The 5,954-nt window shown below is 71.1% G+C and carries 7 protein-coding genes and 1 pseudogene; all 8 read left to right on the forward strand.

Annotation, left to right across the window (positions count from 1 at the left end):
• A pseudogene (locus tag K8625_RS43300) lies at positions 1–750 on the forward strand (hypothetical protein); the annotation flags it as partial.
• Complete coding sequence (locus tag K8625_RS43305) at positions 747–1,250, forward strand: Mov34/MPN/PAD-1 family protein (RefSeq protein ID WP_223786071.1); 504 nt, start codon at positions 747–749, stop codon at positions 1,248–1,250. The pseudogene K8625_RS43300 and the gene K8625_RS43305, both read left to right, overlap by 4 nt.
• Complete coding sequence (locus K8625_RS43310) at positions 1,247–1,783, forward strand: hypothetical protein (protein ID WP_223786072.1); 537 nt, start codon at positions 1,247–1,249, stop codon at positions 1,781–1,783. Before K8625_RS43305 ends, K8625_RS43310 begins: the two co-directional genes overlap by 4 nt.
• 220 nt (positions 1,784–2,003) lie before the next feature.
• A complete protein-coding gene (locus K8625_RS43315; protein WP_223786073.1) occupies positions 2,004–3,572 on the forward strand; it encodes a DUF4055 domain-containing protein in 1,569 nt (522 codons plus the stop codon).
• A gap of 70 nt (positions 3,573–3,642) precedes the next feature.
• Positions 3,643–4,482, forward strand: a complete 840-nt coding sequence (locus K8625_RS43320; protein ID WP_223786074.1) for a hypothetical protein — start codon at positions 3,643–3,645, stop codon at positions 4,480–4,482.
• 222 nt (positions 4,483–4,704) lie between these two features.
• On the forward strand, positions 4,705–4,860 hold the full coding sequence (locus K8625_RS43325; RefSeq protein WP_223786075.1) for a hypothetical protein: 156 nt from the start codon (positions 4,705–4,707) through the stop codon (positions 4,858–4,860).
• A 192-nt stretch (positions 4,861–5,052) separates the two neighbouring features.
• Positions 5,053–5,355 carry a hypothetical protein gene (locus K8625_RS43330; protein ID WP_223786076.1) on the forward strand — a complete coding sequence of 101 codons (303 nt, stop codon included), beginning with the start codon at positions 5,053–5,055 and terminating at the stop codon, positions 5,353–5,355.
• On the forward strand, positions 5,352–5,954 hold a 603-nt coding region (locus tag K8625_RS43335), incomplete at its 3' end, for a hypothetical protein (RefSeq protein WP_223786077.1). The genes K8625_RS43330 and K8625_RS43335, both read left to right, overlap by 4 nt.

A 5,954-nucleotide genomic window follows, 5' to 3' on the forward strand; every position in this document is an offset into this window, starting at 1 on the left:
TACGCGGAGCTGTGCCAGCAGGTGCATGGCTACGCCCTGGACGACGGGCAGTTGGCGTGGCGCCGCTCGAAGGTGTCCGCCTTCGAGAAGGGCGTGGCGGACTTCCGGCGCGAGTACCCGGCGACGGTGGAGGAGGCCTTCAAGGCGGCCGCGGTGGGCGCCTTGTGGACTCCGGAGACGCTGGAGGAAGCGCGCGCGCCTCTCCCGGTGGACGCCGAGGGCAAGCCGCTGCCCATGGTGCGCGTGGTGGTGGCGGTGGACCCGGCTGGCGGGGACGGCCCCAGCAACGACGAGGTGGGCATTGTCTGCGCGGGCAAGGCCTCCAACGGCCACGCCTACGTGTGGCTGGACGCCTCGGCGAAGTACTCGGCGGAGGGGTGGGCCACGAAGTCGTTGGCCCTCTACGAGAAGGAGTGCGCCGACGCCGTGGTGGGCGAGAAGAACTTCGGCGGCGACATGGTGGAGACAACCATTCGCAGCAAGGCGAAGGAGATGCGCAGGCCCGTCAACGTGAAGGTGGTGACGGCCTCGCGAGGCAAGGCGAAGCGCGCCGAGCCCGTGGCCGCCCTCTACGAGCGCGGGAAGGTGCACCACGTGGGCCGGTTGCCCGCCCTCGAGGACGAGATGACGACGTGGGTGCCCGGGGAGTCCACCTGGAGCCCCAACCGCATGGACGCCGCGGTGTGGGCGCTGACGGAGTTGATGCTCGACACGTCAACGCACTCCATGCGCGTCGGGAGCTACCGATGAGCGCCACGTGCGCCACCGCGCCGGCACTGGGTGCCGTGCTGTATGTGTCCGGCCCGTACCGCGTCTGGGTGCTCCGCGCCGTGCTGGCGAAGGCCCAGCGCCTGGCCCGCGTGCGCGCCCCGCTGGAGACGGGCGGGCTGTTGCTGGGGCAGGTGGTGGACGGCGAGGCCCACGTGCTGGCGCTGACGGGCCCGGGACGGCGCGCGCGCCGCAGCCGCCTGGGCTACGAGGCGGACCGGGCCCGGGACAACCGCCTGGTGGCGCGCGTCCACCCACGGCTGCACTACCTGGGCGACTGGCACACCCACCCGGGTGGCCCCGCGGTGCTGTCCGCGACGGACGTGGACTCCATTCGGGGAGCGCTGACGACGGCGCGGCCCGAAGTGCTGCACCTGCTGCTGGCGGGCCCGGCCAACATGACGTCCTCCGTGGCCTCCGTCTTCACCGTGGTGGGCGGCGAGTCTTCTGTCCGCCGCATGACTCCCGAGGTGGCAACGTGACGTGCATTGCTGGGGTGGTGGCGCGGGGGCGCGTGTACCTGGGCGGGGACAGCGCCGGCGTCGCCGGGTACGAACTCACCGTCCGCGCCGACACGAAGGTGTTCTCCACCGGCCCCTTCCTCGTCGGCTTCACCTCGTCCTTCCGCATGGGGCAGGTGCTGCGGCACGCCTTCAGCCCGCCGCCCCTGCCGAAGCGGCCCGGGGCGCTGGGCCGGTACATGGTGGTGGACTTTGTGGACGCGGTGCGCGCGGCGCTGAAGGACAAGGGCTGGGCGGTGAAGCAGAGTGAGCAGGAACTGGGCGGCACCTTCCTTGTCGGCGTGGCGGGCCACCTCTTCCGCGTCGAGTCCGACTACCAGGTGGCGGAGTCCCGAGACGGCTTCGACGCCGTGGGGTGCGGCAGCGAGGCCGCGCGCGGGGCACTCTTCGCGGCCCGGTACCTCAAGCCCGAGGCGCGGGTGCGCATGGCGTTGCGCGCGGCGGAGCGCTTCAGCGCGAGCGTCCGTGGGCCCTTCCGGGTGGTGTCCGGGTGAGTGCCTCACCACCGGTTGCCGCCCGCCGCCGGCCCGGCACCTCCTGGCGCCTGCGCGGGCGCGGCCTGCCACGTGTGGCCCGGCGCGACTCCGCCTGGCTGGTGCTGCGCTTCTTCCCCCACCTCGCGGACCCGACGTCCCGGCGACTCGCCCGCCTGGCGCTCCGCAACTGGCAGTACGTCCACCTTCGCCGTCCCGGCCACGCAGAGAGGGCCCGTCCATGACGTCCGACGTGAGCAACGAGAGCAGCGCGTACAGGGCCATGAAGCCGCACTGGGCGCTGGTGCGGGCCCTGCTGGGCGGCACGGAGGCCATGCGCGCCGCGGGGACAACGTACCTGCCGCGGCACACGCGCGAGTCCGAGGATGCCTACGCCGAGCGCCTCCGGCGCAGCTTCCACTTCAACTACTTCGAGTCTGCCCTGGGCACTCTGTCGGAGATGCCCTTCACCAAGCCGGTGACGTTGGCTGACTCCGCCCCCGAGGAGCTTCACGCCCTCGTGGACGACGTGGACAAGCAGGGCAACGACGTGACGACGTGGGCGCGCAACGCCTTCGCGGACGGGCTGGCCAATGGGCTGGTGCACGTCCTCGTCGACTTCCCCAGGGTGGACAGGACGCAGGTGCAGACGCGCGCGGACGAGGAGGAGGCTGGCGTGCGCCCGTACTTCGTCCACGTGCCCGCGGACTCCCTCCTTGCGGCCTACGCCACGGTGGAAGGTGGCGCCCAGGTGCTGACGCACGTGCGCATCCGCGAGACGGTGACGCGCGTGTCCGGCTTCGAGGAGGTGGCCGTGGAGCGCGTCCGCGTGCTCGAGCGGGAGAAGTGGGAGGTGTACGAGAAGGAGGGGAAGGGCGCCTGGGCCCTGGTGGACGGCGGGGAGAACACGCTGGGCGTCATCCCTCTCGTCACCTGGTACGCCGGCAAGCCCAAGGGCTTCATGCTCATCCGCCCACCGCTCCTCTCGCTGGCGGAGAAGAACCTGGAGCACTGGCAGTCCTCCAGTGACCAGCGGAACATCCTCACCATCACCCGCTTCCCGATTCTCGCCGCCTCGGGCGTGACGGACGAGTCGCCGCGGGGCGGGGGCGCCGAGCTCGAAGGGCTGGACTCGGAGGACAGGGAGTTCCTCGGGAAGGCCGGTGGGCGCGGCGGTATCGCCATCGGCCCTCACTCGCTGCTCACCACCAGCAATCCCCAGGGGAAGTTCTACTACGTCGAGCACGCCGGCGCGGCCATTGAGGCGGGCGCGAAAGACCTCGAGCGCCTGGAGGACCAGATGGCGGCCCTCAGCGTCGAGCTGCTTGTCCGGCGGAAGAGCAACACCACGGCCACCGAGAAGTCCATCAACGCCGGGCAGAGCTACTCGAAGCTGGGTGCCATGGCGCGCACCTTCGGCGACGCGCTGGAGCTGGCCTTCCACTTCGCGGCCCGGTGGATGGCCCTGGAGGTGCCGGACGACAAGCTGAAGGTGTCCGTGCACACGGACTTCGGCGTGGAGGAGGGCGACGCGCAGGGGCTGGAGGTGCTCTTCAAGACGCGCGCGGCGGGCGACATCTCCCGCCGGGCCTTCCTGAAGGAGCTGCAGCGCCGGGGCACCCTCTCCGCGGACTTCGACGAGGATCTGGACGCGGACTACCTCGCGGAGGAGGGCCCCAGGCTGGGCACCGTGGGACGCCAGCCGCTGGACGTGCCCCATCCTCCGCAGCCAGGCCAGGGCGCCCAGGATGCTGGTGCCGAGCCGCCTGTGGAAGGTGAGCCTGCTGCCCCTGCTGGAGGTGCCTCGTGATGCTCTTCGCCGTCGGGTTCGCCGTGGGATTCGTCGTTGGGCTCCTCGTGATGGGGCTGAGGTTCACCCGGTGAGCGTGCGCCTCAACAGGACGTGGGCGCTCGAGCGCAACGCCCAGGGGCGCGTCGTCCTGCACCTGGACGAGGACTTCCACTACGGCGAGGGCGGACGCTTCGCGCGCACCTCCGTCACCTTCGCGGAGCCCATGGGCCGCATGGTGTGGGACGCGGTGCGAGAGGAGCGCGACGTCGTCATCGAAAAGGTGCTCGCGGACGGGGCGCGCGTGGCGAGCGTGGATGTGCCGACAGCGGGCGCGGAGTCTGTCCCTCCTGCACCAGGGGCGCCTCGCCGTGGCCGGCTGCGTGCGCTCGGCACCGCGGTGGCGCGGCGGGTGGTGTACGGGCTCGCAGCAGTCCAGCGCGGCAGCCCGCGCCTCTGGCGGGCCGCCCACAACGCGGTGGCCCACCCGCTGCTCGAGGTGCTACCAGCGAGGCTTGGGGACGCTCTGCACGACTGGACCGCTGCCCGCGCGTTCCCCAACGAGGACACCTCCGCGAGCCCTTCGTTGGGCCAGCAGCACCAGGTTGGCGAGGCGCTGGACCTGGACGCCCTGGAGTCCATCGCCCGCGCGGCCGCGCAGCACGACGAGGGGTGGGAGTTGGAGACGGCGGAGACGTCGCCGGAGCTGGCGGAGGACCCGGCATCGGCCGTCCACCTGCCCCTCGAGTTCCGCACCGTGGCCCGCGTCGTCGCGGGGAAGCCGGCGGGCGCATTCCTCCGCGTCGCAGGGCCCGTGGAGGCCGTGCCAGCCAGAGCGCGCCACCTGCTGGCCTTCCTGCCCCATGTGGTGATGGGGCTGTTAGCCGAACTGCGGGGGCTGCGCCTGTTGGCCGCAGTTCGCGGTCTGTAGTCTCGACGATGTGGCGGTGCCGTTATGCGACTATGCCACTACTTGAAGTTGCATTTGTACGACCTCGTTGGGCCATAGCACACACACAGCCACTCCTCGCCAGTCCTGTCGCAGCATGGAAACACATCTCCGCCCGGGAAAGGCTCGGGGGTGCAGCTTGTGCCTGCAATGCTCGAACAAGCTGGGTAGTCGCATGCGAGAGCGGGAGGGGAAGGGCAATTAATGGCGGCTTTGTCACAGGTCATGCCCACGTTGCTCGTCGCGAAGGCATTCGGCTCCTCACTCTCGGCAGTCACCCCTCCGCACCCCAACGCGAATACGGCGACGCACGCCAACACCAACAGCTTCAAGCTCTTCATGGTGAGTCCCCTGTCGTGAAGGTGTGCGAGCGGAGGACGACCGAGCTAATGCCATTCTCCGGGATTCGAGGCTGGACGGCAACCTGACTGGGGTTAGCGCCGGACGGCGTCCTCGGCGTTGGCCAGCCTTGAGCGCATGCCCTCCCGTGCTTCCGCAGTCCCTCGTTCCGGCAAATCCTCTCCGAGGGCGCATAGGGGTTGTCGGGCGCCCGTGGTCACGGACTACGCGGGGCTCGGCGCGGCGCTGGGCCGCATGGTGACGGAGAAGCAGCGCGCCTACGGCGACGCCTTCGGCAAGGCAGGCCAGGTGCTGGGCCTGCTGTACCCGGACGGCATCCCCCGGGCGAAGCTCGACGATGCCCTGGCCGTGGTGCGCGTGGTGGACAAGCTCTTCCGGGTGGCGACGGACCGGGACGCGCTGGGCGAGTCCCCGTGGCGGGACATCGCCGGGTACGCCCTCCTGGCCACGGAGCGGGTGGAGCAGCAGCGGCGGCGCCGCGGAGGCGCGCGGTGAGCACCGGGCCCACGATGAACGAGGAGCTGCTGGAGCGCTCCATTGCCCACTCCGTGCAGGTGGAGCGCTACAAGGCCGGCCTCGTCCGGCGCGTGGTGGAGGTGCTCAACGAATCCGAGGAGGACTTGGAAGCCGAGCTGACGAAGCGCCTGGCGCGAATCGAAGCGGCGGGCGGGTACGACGCGGGGACCGCGGTGACGAGGCGCTTGGAAGAGACGCTGGCCCGGGTGGGCGCCGTGCGCGCCGAAGCCTACGGCACCGCCATGGGCCTGCTGACGGAGGAGTTGGGCCTCTTCGCCACGCACGAGGCCAGGTGGCAGGTGGCCGTCCTCCAGGAGACGCTCATCGCCGAGCTGTCCGTGGCGACGCCCACTGCGGAGGTGCTGCGCGCGGCTGCCTTCTCCCGGCCCTTCGAGGGGCATGTGCTGAAGGACTGGGCCGACGCCCTCGCGCCTGCCGACCTGGACCGGATGGGTCGGGTGGTGCGCCAGGGCGTGGTGGAGGGGAAGACGACGCAGCAACTGGTGCGCGAAGTCATCGGCACCCGGGCCCAGGGCTACTCGGACGGCGTGCTGGAGACGAGCCGGCGCAACGCGGAG

This window comes from Myxococcus sp. AS-1-15 (assembly GCF_020037055.1).
Lineage (GTDB): Bacteria > Myxococcota > Myxococcia > Myxococcales > Myxococcaceae > Myxococcus > Myxococcus fulvus.